General features: G+C 68.9%; 18 protein-coding genes and 1 tRNA gene. 13 read left to right on the forward strand and 6 right to left on the reverse strand.

Features of this window, described 5'->3' with window-relative positions; translation table 11 throughout:
- Positions 1-122: 122 nt before the first annotated feature.
- From ACZ63E_RS00435 to ACZ63E_RS00445, 3 genes are all read left to right on the forward strand, one after another.
- Positions 123-497, forward strand: a complete 375-nt coding sequence (locus ACZ63E_RS00435; protein ID WP_465333190.1) for an FKBP-type peptidyl-prolyl cis-trans isomerase — start codon at positions 123-125, stop codon at positions 495-497.
- A gap of 237 nt (positions 498-734) precedes the next feature.
- Positions 735-1,487 (forward strand): S1 family peptidase, encoded by a 753-nt coding sequence (locus ACZ63E_RS00440; RefSeq protein WP_465333192.1) that lies wholly within the window; start codon positions 735-737, stop codon positions 1,485-1,487.
- Positions 1,488-1,602: 115 nt separating this feature from the next.
- Positions 1,603-2,343: a S1 family peptidase gene (locus ACZ63E_RS00445; RefSeq protein ID WP_465333193.1), complete on the forward strand. Its 741-nt coding sequence runs from the start codon at positions 1,603-1,605 to the stop codon at positions 2,341-2,343.
- 182 nt (positions 2,344-2,525) lie between these two features.
- Here the strand turns inward: ACZ63E_RS00445 and ACZ63E_RS00450 are convergent.
- Positions 2,526-2,608, reverse strand: a tRNA-Leu gene (locus ACZ63E_RS00450).
- Between the two features lie 131 nt (positions 2,609-2,739).
- Here ACZ63E_RS00450 and ACZ63E_RS00455 point away from each other — a divergent pair.
- The 7 genes from ACZ63E_RS00455 to pknB all read left to right on the forward strand — a co-directional run bounded on the left by ACZ63E_RS00455 (position 2,740) and on the right by pknB (position 12,153).
- Complete coding sequence (locus ACZ63E_RS00455) at positions 2,740-3,972, forward strand: DUF3662 and FHA domain-containing protein (RefSeq protein ID WP_465333195.1); 1,233 nt, start codon at positions 2,740-2,742, stop codon at positions 3,970-3,972.
- 100 nt (positions 3,973-4,072) lie between these two features.
- A complete protein-coding gene (locus ACZ63E_RS00460) occupies positions 4,073-4,534 on the forward strand; it encodes an FHA domain-containing protein FhaB/FipA (protein ID WP_003079002.1) in 462 nt (153 codons plus the stop codon).
- The gene (locus ACZ63E_RS00465) at positions 4,531-5,928 is read left to right on the forward strand and encodes a PP2C family protein-serine/threonine phosphatase (RefSeq protein WP_465333197.1); all 1,398 of its coding nucleotides are present in this window, start codon (positions 4,531-4,533) and stop codon (positions 5,926-5,928) included. Before ACZ63E_RS00460 ends, ACZ63E_RS00465 begins: the two co-directional genes overlap by 4 nt.
- Positions 5,928-7,415, forward strand: coding sequence for an FtsW/RodA/SpoVE family cell cycle protein (locus ACZ63E_RS00470; RefSeq protein WP_465333199.1), 1,488 nt, complete (start codon positions 5,928-5,930; stop codon positions 7,413-7,415). Before ACZ63E_RS00465 ends, ACZ63E_RS00470 begins: the two co-directional genes overlap by 1 nt.
- Complete coding sequence (locus ACZ63E_RS00475; protein WP_465306394.1) at positions 7,412-8,881, forward strand: peptidoglycan D,D-transpeptidase FtsI family protein; 1,470 nt, start codon at positions 7,412-7,414, stop codon at positions 8,879-8,881. The genes ACZ63E_RS00470 and ACZ63E_RS00475 overlap by 4 nt, the downstream gene beginning before the upstream one ends.
- 3 nt (positions 8,882-8,884) lie before the next feature.
- Positions 8,885-10,195, forward strand: a complete 1,311-nt coding sequence (locus ACZ63E_RS00480) for a serine/threonine-protein kinase (RefSeq protein WP_465333201.1) — start codon at positions 8,885-8,887, stop codon at positions 10,193-10,195.
- Positions 10,192-12,153, forward strand: a complete 1,962-nt coding sequence (gene pknB, locus ACZ63E_RS00485; protein ID WP_465333203.1) for a Stk1 family PASTA domain-containing Ser/Thr kinase — start codon at positions 10,192-10,194, stop codon at positions 12,151-12,153. Before ACZ63E_RS00480 ends, pknB begins: the two co-directional genes overlap by 4 nt.
- A gap of 54 nt (positions 12,154-12,207) precedes the next feature.
- Here pknB and ACZ63E_RS00490 read toward each other — a convergent pair whose 3' ends face one another.
- The 5 genes from ACZ63E_RS00490 to ACZ63E_RS00510 all read right to left on the reverse strand — a co-directional run bounded on the left by ACZ63E_RS00490 (position 12,208) and on the right by ACZ63E_RS00510 (position 15,063).
- Positions 12,208-12,525, reverse strand: a complete 318-nt coding sequence (locus ACZ63E_RS00490) for an effector-associated constant component EACC1 (RefSeq protein ID WP_465306401.1) — start codon at positions 12,523-12,525, stop codon at positions 12,208-12,210.
- Between the two features lie 100 nt (positions 12,526-12,625).
- Entirely contained in the window at positions 12,626-13,267 is a 642-nt protein-coding gene (locus tag ACZ63E_RS00495; protein ID WP_465333205.1) for a hypothetical protein, read from the reverse strand.
- Complete coding sequence (locus ACZ63E_RS00500) at positions 13,255-14,046, reverse strand: ABC transporter ATP-binding protein (protein WP_465333207.1); 792 nt, start codon at positions 14,044-14,046, stop codon at positions 13,255-13,257. The genes ACZ63E_RS00495 and ACZ63E_RS00500 overlap by 13 nt, the downstream gene beginning before the upstream one ends.
- Complete coding sequence (locus tag ACZ63E_RS00505) at positions 14,043-14,687, reverse strand: aminodeoxychorismate/anthranilate synthase component II (RefSeq protein WP_465306407.1); 645 nt, start codon at positions 14,685-14,687, stop codon at positions 14,043-14,045. The genes ACZ63E_RS00500 and ACZ63E_RS00505 overlap by 4 nt, the downstream gene beginning before the upstream one ends.
- 19 nt (positions 14,688-14,706) lie before the next feature.
- Positions 14,707-15,063: a peptidase inhibitor family I36 protein gene (locus tag ACZ63E_RS00510; RefSeq protein WP_465333209.1), complete on the reverse strand. Its 357-nt coding sequence runs from the start codon at positions 15,061-15,063 to the stop codon at positions 14,707-14,709.
- Positions 15,064-15,270: 207 nt separating this feature from the next.
- Here ACZ63E_RS00510 and ACZ63E_RS00515 point away from each other — a divergent pair, with 207 nt between their 5' ends.
- The 3 genes from ACZ63E_RS00515 (at position 15,271) to ACZ63E_RS00525 (ending at position 18,243) form a co-directional block, all read left to right on the forward strand.
- On the forward strand, positions 15,271-16,590 hold the full coding sequence (locus ACZ63E_RS00515) for an FAD-dependent oxidoreductase (RefSeq protein ID WP_465333211.1): 1,320 nt from the start codon (positions 15,271-15,273) through the stop codon (positions 16,588-16,590).
- Positions 16,591-16,993: 403 nt separating this feature from the next.
- Positions 16,994-17,170, forward strand: a complete 177-nt coding sequence (locus ACZ63E_RS00520) for a hypothetical protein (RefSeq protein ID WP_465333213.1) — start codon at positions 16,994-16,996, stop codon at positions 17,168-17,170.
- Positions 17,167-18,243 (forward strand): hypothetical protein, encoded by a 1,077-nt coding sequence (locus ACZ63E_RS00525; protein ID WP_465333215.1) that lies wholly within the window; start codon positions 17,167-17,169, stop codon positions 18,241-18,243. The genes ACZ63E_RS00520 and ACZ63E_RS00525 overlap by 4 nt, the downstream gene beginning before the upstream one ends.
- Positions 18,244-18,324 lie beyond the last annotated feature (81 nt).

Below are 18,324 nucleotides of genomic sequence, written 5' to 3' on the forward strand. Positions count from 1 at the left end.
CAGAAGAGTGACGAAGCGCACGCTACCCATCAGTAGGACAAGTGTGAAGACTTTTCGCGTTTTTCAGCCCTTGGGTGTAGTCCGAACGGCGCAGCCTCGCGCGCGTGGGTACGGTGAGTGCCATGACCTTGGAAAAGCCCCAGATCGACCGCCCCGAGGGCAACCCTCCGGCCGACCTCGAGATCACCGACCTCACGGTGGGTGACGGCGCGGAGGCCACGCCCGGCAAGGCCGTCACCGTGCACTACGTCGGCGTCTCCCACTCGACCGGCGAGCAGTTCGACGCCTCCTGGGACCGCGGCGAACCGCTGCGCTTCGGCCTCGGCGCCGGCCAGGTCATCTCCGGCTGGGACCAGGGTGTCGCGGGCATGAAGATCGGCGGCCGCCGACAGCTCGTCATCCCGCCGCACCTGGCCTACGGCGACCGCGGCGCGGGCGGCGTCATCAAGCCCGGCGAGACCCTGATCTTCGTCGTCGACCTGGTCGGCGTGAACTAGGTTGTCCGGCGGTGGCGGGCAGTACCAGTCGCCGAGCGGCCGGATCGTTTCGGTCGAAAGCGACGGTCCGGACTGTCCGCACGACCAGGCCGAAACCACCGCTCGTGTCGACGTCATCGCGAACTGGATCACCGCACACTTGGGCTGAACGGCGCATTTTTCCCTGCCACGGCGTCGCTACGCTCGAAGGTGATCACCGGTCTTCGACGGCCGGTGCGTGACAAGGGGGATCCACCGATGCGCGTTCGCGCTGTGTTTTCCGCTGCCCTTTTGACCTTGGCCGCCGGGCTCGCCACCGCGAACCCGGCGGCCGCCGTGGCCAACGGCGCCGACGTCCCGGCGGGGACGTTCAAGTTCGCCGCGAAGCTCACGATGACCAACATCCCGAAGCCCGACGGGACGAAGTACAACAGCGCCTGCTCGGGCGCGCTGATCGCGGCGAAGTGGATCATCACCGCCGGCCACTGCTTCCACGACGCGAACCGCAACCGCGTCTCCGGCCCGGTGCCGTACCCGACCTCGGTGCTGCTCGGCACGGTCAACCAGAGCACACCCGGGGTGACGCGCAACGTCGTGACGGTCTACCAGGCCGCCGCCAACGACATCGCGATCGCCACGCTCGACACCGCCGTCAGCGGCATCACGCCGCTCACGGTCAACCGGCTCACGCCGTCGCTCGGGCAGCAGCTGACGCTGGCCGGCTGGGGCAGCCTCACCGCGACCAACCCGACACCGTCGACGAAGCTGCAGCAGGGCACGGTGAAGATCGGCCAGGTCGCCACCTCGACGCTGGGCGTGCAGGGTGTCGCGCCGACGTCCACGACGAGCGCGTGCGTGTACGACTCGGGCGCGCCGTACTTCGTCGCGGCGGGCACCGGCGGCCAGCTCGTCTCGGTGGAGTCGTCCGGGCCGGACTGCCCGCACAACCAGCTCGAGACGACCTCGCGCGTCGACGTCGTCGCGGATTGGATCGCTTCGCACACGGGCTGACCTCCGTCCGGGCGTCACCCGGTGGCCCACCGGGTGACGCCCGGCCAGGGAATACCCCCGGCCCGGCGGCGGCCCTAGCCTCGAACGTCGATCATCGTTTCGACGAAGGGGAAGAATGCGCCTGCGCGCCGTGCTCGCCGCTGCTGTCCTGACCATCACCACCGCCCCTGCCGCCTTGGCCGCGCCAGGGATCGCCCACGGGTCCGACGTGCCGCCCGGCCGGTTCGGGTTTGTCGCGAAGCTCGCGATGACGAAGATCCCGCGTCCGGACGGCTCGACCTACAGCAGCTTCTGCACGGGCGCGCTGGTCGCCCCCGCCTGGCTCCTGACCACCGGCCACTGCTTCCACGACGCCGCCCGCAACCGCGTCTCCGGCAAGACGCCGTACCCCACGACGGTCACCCTCGGCCTGGTGGACGAGGCGACGGAGTCCGGCGTGGCCCGCAAGGTGACCGAGGTGGTCCAGGCCAAGGAGAACGACGTCGCCCTGGCCCACCTGGACACCCCGGTGACCACGGTGCAGCCGCTCAAGATCACGACGAAGGCCGCGAAGGTCGGCGACCAGCTGACCCTCGCCGGCTGGGGCAGCCTCACGAGCACGGACCCGAAGCCGGCGACGCGCCTGCAGCAGGGCACGGTCGCGGTCGCCAAGGTGGAGCCGACCACGCTGGGTGTCCGCGGCGCGGCCCCGGAGATCACGACGAGCGCGTGCACGTACGACTCCGGAGCCCCGTACTTCACCGGCGACGAGCTGGTCGCGCTGGAGGCCACCGGCCCGGGCTGCCCCCACGCGGGCATCGAGACGACGAGCCGTGCCGACGTCCTCAAGGCCTGGATCACCAAAACGGCGTCTTGATACACCCGAAAGTCCGCCGTGAGCGAACACCACGCAGAGCCAAACGGGTGATATTCCCCACCGAACAACGCTGGAAGGTGAGGTGCCGCACCGTGGGGGGTCCGGGGGGCTCGGCCCCCCGGGAGACATAGGGAAAACGGGAAAAGGCCCGGTCGCGCTAGCGACCGGGCCTTTGAACAGCGTGGGCGAGGAGGGAGTTGAACCCTCACGTCCTTTCGGACACACGGACCTGAACCGTGCGCGTCTGCCATTCCGCCACTCGCCCGAGTGCTTCTCTGTGACAGCGAGGAGAAGACTAGCAGGTCGTTTGGGCGGGTTTCACCGGGGGCCGTGTCGAGGCTCGCTCACCCGGATAGGATCGGTGCGGAAGCACACGTGCAGAGGAGGTTTTCCCCGGTGGGCCGCGCCGAGAGATTCGACAGGCGACTCGAGAACCTGGTGGGGAACACTTTCGCGCGCATGTTCGGTGGCAACGTCGTCACGCAGGAAGTGGCGATCGCCCTCGAGCGGGAGAGTGAGGAGAACGTTCGTGAGCTGGCAGGCGGTCGGCAGCTCGCCCCGAATCACTACATCGTGTCCTTGGGGTCGGCTGACCACGAACGCATGGCCGGTGACGAGCAACGGGTCACCCAGGTCCTCGCCAAGGCGGTCGCGGAACACCTCGCCGCCGAAGGCCTGGACACCTATGGTGACGTCGTCGTATCACTCGAGCGCAACGAGGCGCTGCATACTGGACAGTTCAAGACCCGTTCGTCCGTCGATCCCGACGCCCGCCCCTCAGGCGCCGGTTCACCACGGTCGGCACGACCCAGCAACGCAGGAGACCCAGCAATGAGCCAGCCCCCCGGCTACGGCCAATACGACCAGGGTGACCCGTACGGCCAGCAGGGCCAATACGGCTACGGACAGCAGGGTGGCCAGCAGCCCGGGTACGACCAGGGTTACGGCCAGCAGCAGGGCGGCTACGACCAGTACGGCGGCCAGCAGCAGCCCGGTTACGACCAGTACGGCGGCCAGCAGCAGGGCGGTTACGACCAGGGTTACGGCCAGCCCCAGCAGGGTGGCTACGACCAAGGTGGCTACGCCCAGCCCCAGGGCGGTGGCTACGACCAGGGCGGGTACGCCCAGCCCCAGCAGGGTGGCTACGAGCAGGGCGGCTACCAGCAAGGTGGTTACGACCAGTACGGCGGCCAGCAGCAGGCGCCCGGGTACGACCAGTACGGCGGCCAGCAGCAGGGCGGCTACGACCAGTACGGCCAGCAGCAGGCGTACGGCCAGCCGGCCGGCGACCCGTACGGCCAGCAGCAGGGCGGTTACGGCCAGCCCGCGGCCGGGCGCCAGCTCGCGGCGAGCCTGCAGCTGGACGACGGCTCGAACCGGACGTACTCCCTCAAGCAGGGTGGCAACGTCGTGGGCCGCGGCCAGGACGCCGACTTCCGCCTCCCGGACACCGGCGTCTCGCGCCGGCACCTGGAGATCACCTGGGACGGCCAGAGCGCGACGCTCGCCGACATCGGGTCGACCAACGGCACGACCGTGAACGGCACTCCGGTCCAGACCTGGCAGCTCGCCGACGGCGACGTCATCCGGGTGGGTCATTCGTCCCTGGTGTTCCGTACACAGGGCTGACTCCGGGCACGGAATACTGTTCCCGCAGAATTGACGTGCGGGGGGACCGCGGCGTACCCGCGTCGCGGCTGCACGGAAGAGTCGGGAGCGGACACACCAAGTGCCAGAGCTGGTCGTACAACTCACCAGGGTGGGCTTCCTCGTGCTGCTCTGGCTCTTCGTGTTCGCCGCGCTCAGAGTCGTCCGCTCGGACCTCTACGCGGCGTCGGGCATGCGCGTCCAGGTGCCGACCTTCGGGCGCAAGAAGGAGAAGAAGCCGCGCAACAGCAAGTCACCGCAGCAGCTGCTGGTGACCCACGGCGCGCTCGCCGGGACCCGCATCGCGCTGGACGGGCGGCCGATCCTCATCGGCCGCGCCGACGACTCCACGTTGGTGCTCGACGACGACTACGCGTCGACCCGGCACGCCCGGATCGCCCAGCGCGGTGAGGACTGGTACGTGGAAGATCTGGGCTCGACGAACGGGACCTACCTGGACCGGGCTAAGGTCACTGCACCCCTCCGGGTCCCGCTCGGAGTCCCCATCCGGATCGGCAAGACGGTGATCGAGCTTCGCCCATGACTCTCGTCCTCCGCTATGCAGCCCGCAGCGACCGGGGCCTGGTGCGTTCGAGCAACCAGGACTCCGTGTACGCCGGCCCTCGCCTGCTCGCGCTCGCCGACGGCATGGGTGGTCACGCGGCGGGTGAGGTGGCCAGCAAGGTCGTCATCGCCTCGCTCGCGCCGCTCGACGACGACGAACCGCGCGACGACCTGCTCGCCCAGCTGCGGGAAGCGGTGGCGAACGGCAACGCCGCCATCGCCGAGCTCGTCTCGCAGGACCCCGATCTCGACGGCATGGGCACCACGCTCACCGCGGTGCTGTTCGCCGGCACCCGGCTGGGGCTGGTGCACGTCGGCGACTCCCGCGCCTACCTGCTGCGCGGCGGTCAGTTCGCGCAGATCACGCGCGACGACAGCTTTGTCAACGAACTGCTCGAACAGGGCCGGATCACGCCCGAGGAAGCGGCGGTGCACCCCCAGCGGTCACTGCTGCTCAAGGCGCTGACCGGGCACGAGGTCGAGCCGAGCCTGACCGTGCGCGAGGCCCGCGCGGGCGACCGGTACCTGATCTGCTCGGACGGCCTGTCCGGCATGGTCAGCGACGAGACGCTGACCGAGGCCGTGCAGATCCCGGACCCGCAGCAGTGCGCGGACCGGATGATCGAGCTGGCGCTCAAGGGCGGCGGCACGGACAACGTCACGGTGATCATCGCCGACGTCGTCGACGTCGACTTCGGCGAGGACGCGCCCATCGTGGGCGGCGCCGCCGGGGACGGCAGCGACGAGCTGCACCAGGGCGACTCGCCCGCGGCCCGGGCCCGGGCGTTGACGCAGCCCGCGCCGCAGCCGCGGCCCGAGCTGCCCCAGCCGAGCGTGGATCCGAAGGCCAAGCGCCGGAAGCGGTTCCGCTGGCTGGCCGGGGCGCTGGTCGTGCTCGTGGTGCTCGCCGCGGCCGCCATCGCCACCCGGTACTTCGTGCTGAGTCAGTACTATGTCGGCGAAGGTGCGGACCAGGAGGTCGTGATCTACCGCGGCGTCCCCGGCAGCATCCTCGGCATCGACCTGCACACCTACGAGCAGGGCTCGTGCCCGCCCAACCAGGTGTGCACGGACAAGCTGCGCGTCGACTCGCTCCAGGAAGACGCGCGGCTGGCGGTGCAGAACGGCGTCAAGAAGGACAGCCTCGACGACGCCCGGAAGTACATCGACGACTTCCTGCAGCTGCACAAGCGCCTGAACAACTGCGCGCCGGCGGGCGGCCAGACGTCCCCGCCGCCGACACCTTCGGCCACGCCGACGACCACTCCGTCGGCTCCGGCCGGTTCCACCGCTCCGTCGTCGGCGAACCAGCCAGCGGGGAGGGACTGCTCGACGCCGAGTTCGACGGCACCGACGACGGGAGGCGGTAACTGATGAGCCAGCCCGCCGCGCGCGCCGCCGAGCCGCTCGCCGCGCAGTTCCAGACGAACCCGCCGCGCGAGGTCCCGACCCGCCGCAACACCGAGCTGGTGCTGCTCGGGTTCGCGGCGTTCATCGTCACCATCGCGCTGGTGCTGGTCGAGGCGAACCAGGAGCAGGAGCTCACCGCGTCGATCCTCTGGCTCGGGCTGGCCTACCTCGGCATCTTCGCCGCCGCGCACCTCGCCGTCCGCAAGTGGGCGCCGTACGCGGACCCGGTGCTGCTCCCCTGCGTCGCGCTGCTCAACGGCATCGGCCTGGTGATGATCCACCGGATCGACCTGGCGCTGGCCGAGCGGGCCGTGCAGAACGGCAAGGACTATACGCCGGCCGTCACCGCGCAGGTGCTGTTCACGGTGATCTCGCTGGTGTTCTTCGTCGTGGTGCTGGTCGTGGTGAACGACCACCGCACGCTGACCCGCTACGGCTACACGGCCGGCCTGGTCGGGATCGCCGCGCTGGCGCTGCCCGCGTTGCTGCCGTCCAGCCTGTCCGAGGTCAACGGCGCCAAGGTGTGGCTGAAGCTGCCGTTCTTCTCGATCCAGCCGGGCGAGTTCGCGAAGATCCTGCTGATGATCTTCTTCGCCTCGTTCCTGGTGTCGAAGCGCGACCTGTTCATGGTGGCGGGCAAGAAGCTCGTCGGCGTCGAGCTGCCGCGCGCCCGCGACCTCGGCCCGATCCTGATCGCCGCGTTCGTCTGCATCGGGATCCTGGTGTTCGAGAAGGACCTCGGCACGTCGCTGCTGTTCTTCAGCGTCATCCTGGTGATGCTGTACGTCGCGACCGAGCGGGCCATCTGGGTCGTCCTCGGGCTCAGCTTCTTCGCCGCCGGCTGCGTGATCGCGTACAACCTCTTCACACACGTCCAGCAGCGCGTCGCGAACTGGTTGGACCCGCTGGCCACCTACGACGACGCCGGCGGCGGTTACCAGCTCGCGCAGGGCCTGTTCGGGCTCGGCACCGGCGGGGTCGGCGGCACCGGGCTCGGCGCCGGGCGGCCGGACATGGTGCCCGAGGCCGCCACCGACTTCATCACCGCGGCGATCGGCGAAGAGCTCGGCTTCATCGGGCTGGCCGCGGTCCTGATGCTGTACTTGCTGGTCGCGATGCGCGGCATGCGCAGCGCGCTCGCCGTCCGCGACACGTTCGGCAAGCTGCTCGGCGGCGGGCTGGCGTTCACCATGGTCATGCAGATCTTCGTCGTTGTCGGCGGGGTCACGAAACTCATCCCGGAGACCGGTATCACCGCCCCGTTCCTCTCGAAGGGTGGTTCGTCGCTGCTGGCGAACTACATCCTGGTCGCGCTGCTGCTCCGGATCTCCGACGCCGCCCGCAAGCCCGCCACCCGGTCGAAGCCGCAGCCGCAGCAGCAGGCGCCGATCGCGGAAGCGCACACCGTGCTCGTGCAGCGGCCCTCGGCGGACGGGGGCGCGCAGGCATGAACACCCCGCTCCGCAAGGTCGGCATGGCGATGCTCGTGATGGTCGTCCTGCTGCTCGCGAACGCCACCTACATCCAGGTGGTGAAGGCCGACGACTACCGCACCGACTCGCGCAACGCCCGCGTGCTCTACGACGAGTTCGCCCGCCAGCGCGGCAAGATCGTGTCGCAGGCCAACGGCGAGGTGCTCGCCAGCGTCAACCCGTCGAACGACAAGTACAAGTACATCCGGACCTACGCCGACGGCGCGATGTACGCGCCGGTGACCGGGTACTACTCGATCAACTACGGCGCCGGCGGCCTGGAGCGCGCCGAGGACGACGTCCTCAACGGCTCCGACCCGCGGCTGTTCGTGCGGCGGCTCTCGGACATGGTCACCGGCCGCGACCCGAGCGGCGGCAACGTCCGGCTGACGATCGACCCGGCCGTGCAGAAGGCCGCGTACGACCTCATGACGCAGCGCGGCTACACCGGCGCCGTCGTCGCGATGGAGCCCAAGACCGGCCGGATCCTCGCGATGGTCTCGACCCCGTCGTACGACCCGAACGCGCTGGCCTCGCACACTTCCAAGGCGCAGACCGACGCCTGGAACGCGAACAACAAGGACCCGAAGAAGCCCATGCTGAACCGGGCGATCTCGGAGACCTACCCGCCGGGCTCGACGTTCAAGCTGGTCACCGCCGCGGCCGCGCTCGAAGACGGCAAGGGCCCGGACACGCCGGTCAACCCGGCGCCGAACACCAAGCTCCCCGGCACGAACGTCACGCTGGAGAACTACGCCGGCGCCGGCTGCCCCGGGACGACGTTCAAGGACGCGCTCGCGCACTCCTGCAACGTGCCGTTCGCGGAGTTCGCCGGCCAGCTCGGCGCGGACAAGATGAAGAAGACGGCCGCGAACTACGGCATCGGGCAGACCGACCTGACCGTGCCGATGAAGGTGGCGCCGTCGACGGTCGGCCCGCTCGACTCGCAGGGCGCGCTCTACCAGAGCGGCATCGGCCAGCGCGACGTCCGGCTGACGCCGCTGCAGGACTGCCTGCTCGCGGCCACCGTGGCCAACAACGGCATGGCGATGAAACCGCAGCTGGTGCAGTCGGTGCTGGCGCCGGACCTCTCGACCATCGAGGACTACAGTCCCACCGAGCTCACCGGCACGCCGGCGCTGTCCTCGGCCAACGCCGCGATCCTCAAGGACATGATGATCGCTTCCGAAGGCTTCACCAAGGGCGGCGGCAAGCGCCCGGACATCCAGATCGCGTCGAAGACCGGCACCGCCGAGCACGGCACGGACTCCAAGAACACCGCACCGCACGCCTGGTACACCGCCTTCGCCCCGGCTAACGACCCGCAGATCGCGGTCGCCGTGATCGTCGAGGACGGCGGCAACCGCGGCCTCGCGGCCACCGGCGGCACCGTCGCGGCGGACATCGGCCGCGCGGCGATCAACGCCAAACTCGGGGGTGGATAGCGCATGCTGTCCTCCGGTCAGCTGCTGGCCGAGCGCTACAAGCTGACGAGCCGGATCGCCGTCGGCGGGATGGGTGAGGTCTGGCAGGCCAGCGACACCCGGCTGGACCGGACCGTCGCCGTCAAGATCCTCAAGGCCGAGCTCTCCGGTGACGCCGAGTTCCTCCACCGCTTCCGCACGGAAGCGCGGATGACGGCGTCGCTGAACCACCCCGGCATCGCCGCGGTGCACGACTACGGCGAGACGGTGTTCGACGGCGACCTGTCGATCGCGTACCTCGTGATGGAGCTCGTCGACGGCGACCCGCTGGCCGGGCTGCTGGCCAAGCACGGGCGGCTGTCGGCGGAGTTCACGCTCGACATGCTGGAGCAGGCGGGCAACGCGCTGCAGGCCGCGCACTCCCACGGCCTGGTCCACCGCGACGTCAAGCCGGGCAACATCCTCGTGACGTCGGCGGGCCAGGTGAAGATCACCGACTTCGGCGTGGCGAAGGCGGCCGACGCGGCGCCGGTCACGCGCTCCGGCATGGTCATGGGCACCGCCCACTACATCGCGCCGGAGCAGGCGCTCGGGCACCCGGCCGAACCGGCGTCCGACGTCTACTCGCTGGCCGTGTGCGGGTACGAATGCCTCGCCGGGCACCGGCCGTTCCTGTCGGAAAACGCCGTGACGGTCGCGATGATGCACATCCGCGACATCGCGCCGCCGCTGCCGCCCGACGTGCCGCCCGCGGCCCGCGCGGTGATCGAGGCGACGCTGGTGAAGGACCCGCGGCAGCGCTACAACAACGGCGGCGAGTTCGCGAACGCCGTCGCCGCGGTGCGCGCCGGCCTGCCGCTGCCGACGCCGTCCGGGCTGGTCAACGCGGCGTATGCGACCGGCCAGCAGCCGGTGCAGCAACAGCCGCCGCAGCACCAGGTCCCGCCCCCGCAGCAGCAGATGCCCGGCGGCCCGCCGTCGCCGGCGGTGAACCCGATGGTCGCCATCGGCCCGCCGTCGCGGCCGGTCATGCGCCCGGCCATGGCGCCGGCGCCCCGCAAGAAGTCCCAATGGGGCTGGTGGGCGCTCCTCGCGGCGATCCTGCTCGTTGTCCTGGTGGCGGGCATCGTGCTGGTGGCGAAGATGATCGGCAGCTCCGGCTCGCCACCACGCACCGGCCAGACGACGAGCCAGGTGGTCCCGGGCAGACAGCCGCCCGCGGAGGAGCCGCCCGCTTCGAGTGCTTACCCGGCGGACACTCCCGGCACGACCGACGATGGCCAGCAAGGCATCATGACCACACCTTGGACGGAATGGAACGGCACCCAGAGATGAGCACACCCAGACTGCTCTCCAACCGGTACGAGCTGGGCGAAACGCTCGGCTACGGAGGCATGTCCGAGGTCCATCACGGCCACGACGTGCGCCTCGGCCGGGAAGTCGCGATCAAGATCCTCCGTGCCGACCTCGCCAGGGACCCGCAGTTCCAAGAGCGCTTCCGCCGTGAAGCGCAGAACGCCGCCGCGCTGAACCACCCGGCGATCGTCGCGGTCTACGACACCGGTGAGGCGAACACCGACTTCGGGCCGCTGCCGTACATCGTCATGGAGTACGTCGAAGGCCGGACGCTGCGCGACATCGTCAAGACCGAAGGCCCGATGTCGCAGAAGCGGGCGATGGAGGTCATGGCGGACGTCTGCGCGGCGCTGGACTTCTCGCACCGCCACGGCATCGTGCACCGCGACGTCAAGCCGGCCAACGTGATGATCACGAAGAACGGCGCGGTCAAGGTGATGGACTTCGGCATCGCGCGCGCGATGCACGACGGCCAGTCCGCGATGACCCAGACCGCCGCGGTGATCGGCACGGCGCAGTACCTGTCGCCGGAGCAGGCCCGCGGTGAGTCGGTCGACGCCCGTTCGGACGTCTACGCCGCCGGCTGCGTGCTGTACGAGCTGATCACCGGCGAGCCGCCGTTCACCGGGGACTCCCCGGTCGCGGTCGCCTACCAGCACGTGCGGGAGGACCCGAACCCGCCGTCGTCGGTCAACCCGGCCGTGGCGCCGGAGCTGGACGCCGTCGTGCTGAAGGCGCTGGCGAAGGGCCCGGCGAACCGCTACCAGTCGGCCGCGGAAATGCGCTCGGACCTCGTCCGCACGCTTTCGGGCCAGCGCCCGGCGGCGCCGATGGTGATGTCCGAAGACGAGCGCACGCAGGTGATGAACGCCGACCGGCGGCAGCCGCAGCGCTACGAGGAGTACAACGAGCCGGACGACGAGGACCCGAAGGCCAAGCGCCGCCGCCGGACGATCCTCGCCGTGCTGGCCGCGGTGTTCGTGCTGGGCGCGGTGCTGCTGATCATGTGGCTGTCCAACGCGTTCAAGAGCACGACGGACACGGCCGCCATCCCGGACGTGCTGCACCAGTCGGTGCCGCAGGCCCAGGAACAGTTGCGCGCCAAGGGGTTCCAGAGCTTCGAGAACAAGAGTGTCCCCTGCGGCGTCGCGCCGACCGACGGCAGCCCGCAGTGCAGCCAGGACGACATCAACAAGGTCATCCAGGTCAACCCGGCGGTCGGCACCGAGGTGGCGACCAGCACGAAGATCGTGCTCACGGTTGGGGTCTCGCCGGGCAAGGCCAGCGTGCCGGACCTCAAGGGCAAGACCCGTGACCAGGCCGAAAAGGCGCTGACCGACGCGAAGCTGACCCTCGACCCGAACGTGGACGAGGTCGAGGTCGACGACCCGAACCAGGCGGGCCTGGTGCAGACGCAGACCCCGACGGCGGCGTCCGAGGTCGCCGAGGGCACCAGCGTCCGGATCACCGTGGCCAAGTCCAAGGAGCTCAAGCAGGTCCAGGACTTCACGGGCAAGCCGTACTCGACGGCCGACTCGTCGCTGCGCTCGGCGGGCTTCAAGACCAAGCGCGTCGACCAGGCGTCGGACACGGTCCCGAAGGACACGGTCATCACGCAGAACCCGAACGGCGGTTCGGTGACCGCGGGCAGCCTGATCACGCTGACGGTGTCCACCGGCCCGGACCAGACCAAGATCGAGATGCCGAACCTCTCCGGCATGACGGTCGACGAGGCTCAGCAGAAGCTGGCGAGCATGGGCTGGACCGGCACGCTCCGGCAGCAGTCCGACAAGACCAGCAACAAGCCCGAGGGCACGATCACCAAGCAGGACGTCAAGGCGGGCAACGAGATCGACAAGGACCAGGCGATCACGGTGTCGGTCTCGGAGGGCAACGGCGGTTTCCCGTTCCCGACGACCACGCCCACCACACCCTGACGCACTGACGAAGCAGGGCCCGCACGGTTCGCCGTGCGGGCCCTTTCTCGTTGTTCAGGCTTTGTCGAGGAATCCCTGGACCGCGCCGAGGACCTGGTCGGCGTCACTCGCGGCGCCGCAGTCGAGCTCGAGCTCTTCGGCGGCGCCCGAGCGTTTGACCTTGAGGAAGACGCGGGATTCGCGGTAGCGCCGCAACCACGCGAAGAGCGAGCGGCAGAAGACCCCGGCGGAGTTGCTCGTCACGCCGACGAGCACGGCGTCGAACAGCTGGACGCGGCCGCGGAGTTCGTCTTCGTTTCGCAGCCACGCGGCGAGCCCGGGAAGCTCACCTTCGGAGTTTGGCACGGTGATCGCAACGATCCCAGCCGTCACCCGGTCTCCCTTCGCCCAGAATCGGAGAGGACCCGAACCTTAGTCGGGTTCGTGGCCTCTCAGGAAGCCTGTCGAGGAAATTGAATTCTGCAATGTGCAGTCAGGATCGGCGCTGCACGAGCCGCGAGACGACGGCGAAGCTCGCGGCCAGCACCACCACCGACGTCGCGACCGCCAGAACCAGCGGCCCGCCGACCGGTTCTTCGTCGGTGAGGGCGTGCAGCAGGGGGTGGACCAGCGGAATCTTCGCCAGCAGCACGACCACCAGCGTGAGCACGGCGGCGAGCACCGTCCAGCCGATCCGCTGCACCAGCAGCCGCGAGCACGGCAGCGCGATCGCGATGCCCAGCAGCGCGCACGCCAGGTGGGCGAGCAGCCCGACGCCGAGCGCCGACGGCTGGACCTTGAACGACTTGAGCGCCGACCACGACTCGGTGATCACGGTGAGGACCAGCGAACAGGCCAGCACGGTGAGGATCGCACCGGTGATCATCCGCCGCCACTGCCGCGCGTGGCTCAGGGTGACCAGCCGCTGCACCGGGTCCTCGATGTCGAGCAGCGCGATCGTCAGCCAGCACGACACGACCAGCAGCCCACTGGCGCTCACCCCGAACAGCGGCAGCGGCGGCGAGTGCGGGTCGGCGTAGAGGATCACGCACAGCGCGAGGTACGCGAGCAGCGCCGGCAGGTACCGCTGTGAGTGGCCGAGCAGCGCGAGGTAGTACCGCGTCAGGGCGAGCACGGCGCCACCTCCCGCACCGACCAGCCGTCCTTGAGCGCGCGCAGCAGCACGGCGTCGACGTCGGCGACCTCGACGGTGAGCACCACCTGGGCGCCCTCGGTGACGGCGTGCCGCACCCCGGGCTCGTCCGCCCAATCGGTGCCGTGCCCGCGCAGGACGATCCGCGTTGTCGGCTCGGCGCTCTCCGCGGTGAGGCGGCCGTCGTTCATGAGGTGCACGACGTCGGCGTGGTCGTGCACCACCTGCGGCCGGTGGTCGGTGAACACGACGCTCGCCCCGCGCGCCCGCGTCTCGGCGACGAGCTCACCGAGGATCGTGTGCGTGCCGACGTCGAGCCCGGACCACGGCTCGTCGAGGATCAGCAGGTCCGGCCGGACCAGGACGGCCTGCGCGAGCCCGACCTTCTGCGCGTTGCCCTTGGACAGCGTCCGCAGCGGCGCCGTCGGGCCGCCGACCAGCGCGAGCCGTTCGAGCAGCGGGTCGATCGTCGACAAGTCGGTGAGGCCGCGGATGCGCGCCATGTGCCGCAGGTACGCCCGCGCGCCCATGCGCTGGCCGGCCGGGAAACGGTCGGGCAGGTAGCCGATCCGCGGAGTGCCGATGACGGTGCCGGTGGTGGCGTGCGAGACGCCGGCCATGATCCGCAGCAGCGTCGACTTGCCGGAGCCGTTGCTCCCGAGGACGCCGACGACGTGGCCGGGCTCGACGCTCAGGTCGACGTCGTGGAGGACGAAGTCACCACGCCCGTACCGCTTGCCGACTCCCGCGAGCCGGATCACGCAACAGCGGCCTTCTGAAGCGCCTTCGTCGCCCGCTCGAGCTCGTCCACCCGGGCCGGGTCGACCGGGTGCCCGGCGGCGGCCAGCCAGTTCGCGAGCATCCGGTGCCCGCCCTCGGTCAGCACCGACTCGGGGTGGAACTGGACACCTTCGAGCGGCAGCTCGCGGTGGCGCATGCCCATGACGATGCCGGAATCGGTGCGGCCGGTGACCTCGAAGACGTCGGCCGGAATGGTCTCCGGCAGCACGGTCAGCGAGTGGTACCGCGTGGCCGTGAACTCCGCCGGCAGGTCCTTCAGGACACCGGCGCCTTCGTGGTGCACCTGGCTCGTCTTGCCGTGGAGCAGCTCGGGCGCGCGGTCGACGGTCGCGCCGTAAACCACCCCGAGCGCCTGGTGGCCGAGGCAGACCCCGAGCATCGGCGTGCGCGTCTCGGCGCACTTGCGCACGACGTCCATGCTCTGCCCGGCGCGTTCGGGAGTCCCGGGACCGGGCGAAACGAGCACGGCGTCGAACTCGGGCACGCGGTCGAGGTCCACGACGTCGTTGCGCCAGACCGTGCAGTCGGCGCCGAGCTGGGCCAAGTACTGGACCAGGTTGTAAACGAAGCTGTCGTAGTTGTCGACGACGAGAACGCGCATGGCGCCGAGCTTACCGGCGTCAGAGGCCGCCTTCGGAGAACGCTTGCATGCCGAGGGCGGGATTTTCGGTGCCGGGGTTGAGCAGCACGTTCAGCCCGGTGCAGTTGTCGTTGGACCAGAACCGGACCGGGAAGCCACTGGCGTTCGACGCCGACTCGGCGAACTGCAGGTCGAGGTCGCTGAACTTCAGACACTCACCCGAGGCGACCGGGTTCGACGAGTGGATGTTCCCGCCGAAGTTGCTCGCGGTGTACCAGCAGACGATGTTGGACCCGCAGTGCGGATTGGTCTGCGGCGAGGCCTCGGCGACACCCGGCACGAGCAGGCCGCCGGTGGCCGCGAGCAGCACGAACGCACGACTGACACGCTTCTTCATGGCTTCTCTCACTTTCGACGAACGAAAGGAGGCGACTCCCCCTGTTGCTTTTGCAAGCTAACAGGATTCAGAAACGCACTCAAGCGGCTTCTGGTGAATCAGCCACGATCGGATCTCAGCCCGTGGACCGTACCGCAGATCACATTTTAGGTTAGGGCAACCTAACTTACGGTGGAGGGTGTGAGCCGATCCCTTCGCGTAGCCGTCGTGGGCGCTGGTCCCGCGGGCATCTACGCCGCCGACATCCTGGACAAGTCCGACGCCGACGTGACGATCGACCTCTTCGAACGCATGCCCGCGCCGTTCGGGCTGATCCGCTACGGCGTCGCCCCCGACCACCCGCGCATCAAGGGCATCGTGACCGCGCTGCACAAGGTGCTCGACAAGCCGAACATCCGGCTGCTCGGCAACATCGACTACGGCACCGACATCAAGCTCGACGAGCTGCGCGAGTTCTACGACGCGGTGATCTTCTCGACCGGCGCGTCCGCCGACCGCGCGCTCGACATCCCGGGCGTCGACCTCGAGGGCAGCCACGGCGCCGCGGACTTCGTGTCCTGGTACGACGGCCACCCGGACGTCCCGCGCACCTGGCCGCTCGAGGCGACGTCGGTCGCGGTGCTGGGGGTCGGGAACGTGGCGCTGGACGTCGCCCGCGTCCTCGCGAAGACGGCGGACGAGCTGCTGACCACGGACATCCCGGACAACGTTTACCAGGGGCTGCGCACGAGCCCGATCACCGACGTCCACGTGTTCGGCCGCCGCGGCCCGGCGCAGGCGAAGTTCACGCCGCTGGAGCTGCGCGAGCTCGACCACTCCCCGAACGTCGAGGTCATCGTGTCCCCGGAGGACATCGAGTTCGACGACGGCAGCATCGCGGCCCTGCGCGCGTCGAAGCAGATCGACATGGTCGTGAAGACGCTGCAGGAGTGGGCGATCCGCGAGCCGGGCACCCGCCCGCGCCGGCTGCACCTGCACTTCTTCCACTCGCCGTCGGAGATCGTGGGCGAGAACGGCCGCGTGACGGGCCTGCGCACGGAACGCACGGAGCTCACCGGCGACGGCAACGTCCGCGGCACGGGCGAGTTCCACGACTGGGACGTCCAGGCGGTGTACCGAGCGGTGGGATATCTGTCGTCGCACCTGCCGGAGATCCCGTTCGACCACGTCAACGGCGTGGTCCCGAACGAAGCCGGACGGGTGCTGGACCTCGACGAGAACCAGCTGCCGGGCGTGTACGTGACGGGCTGGATCAAGCGCGGCCCGATCGGCCTGATCGGCCACACGAAGGGCGACGCGGCGGAGACGATCGCCAGCCTGCTGTCGGACGCGGACACCCTGGCGGCCCCGAAGTACTCGTCACCGGACGCGATCCTGGATTTCCTCGACGCGCGAGGAATTCCGTTCACGACGTGGGACGGCTGGGGGAAGCTGGATTCGCACGAGAAGGCGCTCGGTTTGGCGGCCGGCCGGGAGCGGATCAAGGTTGTGGAGCGCGAGGAGATGACGCGGGTGTCGCGCGGATAGGTTTTCTCAACGCCGTGGCGGCCATTCCCGGGTAGGCCGGGGTGGCCGCCACGGACCAATTTCGACTGGTACACCCCAGTGAACCGGTGGCCACGGATGTCCACGGTGGTCGACATTGTCCACGCGGCTGCTTAGACTGCAAAAAGCTGGGGCCGCTCGCAAGAGCGGCCCCAGCCGGGAATCGGTTCTGATCAGCGGTGGAAGTGGGTACCAACCGGAACCACCACGTAATAGAACACGATCAGGAGCTCGATTGTCCACGCCCACCAGGGCTGGGGCGGCGGGCTCCTTTTCTTGTTGTGCTTGGCCATGGTTCATCACCTCGTTCCCGCCGCGGGATGGCTGGGAAGCAGCCGTGCGGTCCCTATCAGGGCATCACAAGGCATGGCTAGAGTGCCATCGGATGGACAAAGTGCTGCTGGAGAAGGTCAAGATCGGCCGGGCACGGACCACGTTCGCCACTTCATGCCAATTCGGGTCGTTTCCGGTCGAACGTGAAACGCCAGACGCGGCCAAAACGATCCAGACAAAGCCGGTGGCCGATCGTGGCCATCCGAGGCCGGACGTGGACACCAAGTGAGGCGCAAGGTGACAGTGGACAAGCCCGTACCCGCACAACCGGCGGGCCCGGTGCGACCCGTCCTTCGTCCTATACCATACGGCCTTTCGGACATTCCGCTCGACAAAGTTTCGAGCAGTGCCGATTTCGGCGCTTGTTTGACCAAGCTGCGAAATCTCGCCGGAATCAACTCCAACCGGGAGGTGGAGAAGTTCAGCAACCAGCTCCTCGGCCGGACCAAGGTCGGCAAGGCTCTCGCCGGCGAACTCCCGAAGAAGAACTTCCTGGTCATCTACCTCATCACCTGCGGGGTCCCAGAAGAAGCTCATGAACCGTGGCTTGATGCCTGGTCACGGCTCGACCCGGTGGCCAGCGCCTTCGACAGCTCCGCCGAAGCGGTTTCCGTCGCTCGGAGCGAAGCCAACGAGATCGTTTCCCACGCCCACGCCGAGGCTGAGAAGATCCTGGCCGAGGCGCGAGCGGCGGCCGAAAGTGCCACCCGCCGCCTGACCGGAGGCCACGCCGAACTCGAGAGTCACCAGGCACTCAACAAACGGCTGGCCGGCGAGGTTGACGCAGCTCAGATTCGCTTGATCGAGGTTACTGAACAGTATGAGTCGCGCTACGAGCTGCAGCTGACACGAATCAAGCAGGTCGAAGACGAGCGAGACACCGCGATGCGCCGATCCGCCGATCTTGTCGCCGAGATCGATCGCCTTCACGAAACCAGCTTGAACCGGATCAAGGAGATCGAGCGAGACCGGGACAACGCGCAGCTGCGAGCCCGGGAAATGGAAGCCGAAACGGATTCGATGCAGCGCAAGCTCTTCGATCTACGTGACCAGCTGACGAACTCCACGAAGGCGCTGGCCGGCGAAATCGGCACCGAGCTCAAGAAGATGAACGGCGAACTCGGCGACCTCCGCAAGCAGATTGTCAAGATCGGCGAATCCGCCCTGCAAGGGCGCGAGACCGTATACGACGACGGCTCCGCGGGGAACCAGTGGGACAACAACTACCGGAACACCTTCAGAGACGAAGGTATGGCCACACCACCCGTGATAGGCCTCAGGCCGAGGACTGACCCGGGATGACCGGATGCGTCCACTAAAAGCGGCCGTGTTCGGCGGCTGAGTGTCCACAACTGGTGCGAGGTGTCCCTGAACGTCCGTGGA

The sequence above is a fragment of the Amycolatopsis sp. NPDC104819 genome (assembly GCF_055583145.1).

What these genes read in the sequence shown, in the direction of transcription:
- ACZ63E_RS00435 (WP_465333190.1), top strand. Translation starts at nt 123, where the DNA reads ATGACCTTGGAAAAGCCCCAGATCGACCGCCCCGAGGGCAACCCTCCG.
- ACZ63E_RS00440 (WP_465333192.1), top strand. Translation starts at nt 735, where the DNA reads ATGCGCGTTCGCGCTGTGTTTTCCGCTGCCCTTTTGACCTTGGCCGCC.
- ACZ63E_RS00445 (WP_465333193.1), top strand. Translation starts at nt 1,603, where the DNA reads ATGCGCCTGCGCGCCGTGCTCGCCGCTGCTGTCCTGACCATCACCACC.
- ACZ63E_RS00465 (WP_465333197.1), top strand. Translation starts at nt 4,531, where the DNA reads ATGACTCTCGTCCTCCGCTATGCAGCCCGCAGCGACCGGGGCCTGGTG.
- ACZ63E_RS00470 (WP_465333199.1), top strand. Translation starts at nt 5,928, where the DNA reads ATGAGCCAGCCCGCCGCGCGCGCCGCCGAGCCGCTCGCCGCGCAGTTC.
- ACZ63E_RS00475 (WP_465306394.1), top strand. Translation starts at nt 7,412, where the DNA reads ATGAACACCCCGCTCCGCAAGGTCGGCATGGCGATGCTCGTGATGGTC.
- ACZ63E_RS00480 (WP_465333201.1), top strand. Translation starts at nt 8,885, where the DNA reads ATGCTGTCCTCCGGTCAGCTGCTGGCCGAGCGCTACAAGCTGACGAGC.
- pknB (WP_465333203.1), top strand. Translation starts at nt 10,192, where the DNA reads ATGAGCACACCCAGACTGCTCTCCAACCGGTACGAGCTGGGCGAAACG.
- ACZ63E_RS00505 (WP_465306407.1), bottom strand. Translation starts at nt 14,687, where the DNA reads ATGCGCGTTCTCGTCGTCGACAACTACGACAGCTTCGTTTACAACCTG.
- ACZ63E_RS00510 (WP_465333209.1), bottom strand. Translation starts at nt 15,063, where the DNA reads ATGAAGAAGCGTGTCAGTCGTGCGTTCGTGCTGCTCGCGGCCACCGGC.
- ACZ63E_RS00520 (WP_465333213.1), top strand. Translation starts at nt 16,994, where the DNA reads ATGGACAAAGTGCTGCTGGAGAAGGTCAAGATCGGCCGGGCACGGACC.